This is a genomic window from Frankia sp. KB5 (genome assembly GCF_002099325.1).
GTDB classification, from domain to species: domain Bacteria; phylum Actinomycetota; class Actinomycetes; order Frankiales; family Frankiaceae; genus Frankia; species Frankia casuarinae.
The window spans coordinates 1-1,045 of sequence record NZ_MRUJ01000343.1 but is presented as its reverse complement, the minus strand read 5'-3'; the positions used below and the strand labels follow the sequence as shown (position 1 = coordinate 1,045).

General features: G+C 68.2%; 1 pseudogene. It reads left to right on the top strand.

Going from position 1 to position 1,045, the window contains the following annotated elements:
• Positions 1-305, top strand: a pseudogene (locus KBI5_RS26015) (hypothetical protein); the annotation flags it as partial.
• Positions 306-1,045: the final 740 nt, after the last annotated feature.

Genomic DNA, 1,045 nt, shown 5'->3' with positions numbered 1-1,045 from the left:
CCCGCACCATGACCGCGTTCGACGCCCACACCCTCATCGGCCACGCCGCCGACGCCGGATTCCAGGTCCACCCCCTCACCACCGACACCGTCACCACGACCATGTACACCCCCGACGCGGTCGACGCCCACCTGAACCGCAGACCGCACCCCGGCGCACCCACCCCACTCGACACCGTCACCACCGCACTCGGCCAACCGTTCGCCCGCCGCTACCGGCAGGCCTGGCACGACGCCGTCGAACGAAAGCCAATCACCTACACCACACCCGTCCTCTACCTCACCGCCACCGCCCGAACCCACTGACCACCACGACCGCCGCCCCRCTCACGACCCCCCGACGTGGGCGGGGCGGCCTTTCCTCGGAAGGCGCCATGACCACGGGAGACAACCCGGACCGAACCCCACCATGGATCAGCGGGAGCTACCCCAACCCACTCGCACACCTACCCCACAGGAACAGCGACACCCCATCGCCCCCAGTCCGCACAAGCCCCGCCCTCCTCGGCAACGGTGTCATCATCCGCACCGGCCACCAAGCACTCCACCTCACACGCGAGCAATGGAACACCTGGACCACAGAGATCAAAAACGGCGCCCACGACACAGCATGATCGCCATCGCTAACCTTCTCTACGGGTTCAAGGCCGCCCCTCCGGGGCGGCAACCCCCACATCCTGACCAAGCCGGACGTCGAGGCCGAGGGCGCCGCACACGACGCGCCGAACGGGCGGCCGGCCCGGCCGCGCACCGGGATGGGGCCCCGCCTCCCTCCGGTCGGCACCCCACCCGGGCGCGTCGGACCGGCCGCCCGTTCGCCGCGTCGGAGCGTCGCACGGTAGCGGGCATCCTTCTACTCAGAGGGTCCGTCGGGCGCCGAAGACAGCCGCATCCAGACCAGAGCTCTGACGCTCATCCAACTCCAGGCATGCTCACTCATCACCGAGATACATCCTGATGCCCGGAAACACTCGCTACAACGCCTGTGTATGATCGCAATCGGCAAGATTCTGGTCGATTGGATGGCCAGGGTGACCCGCAAAGTC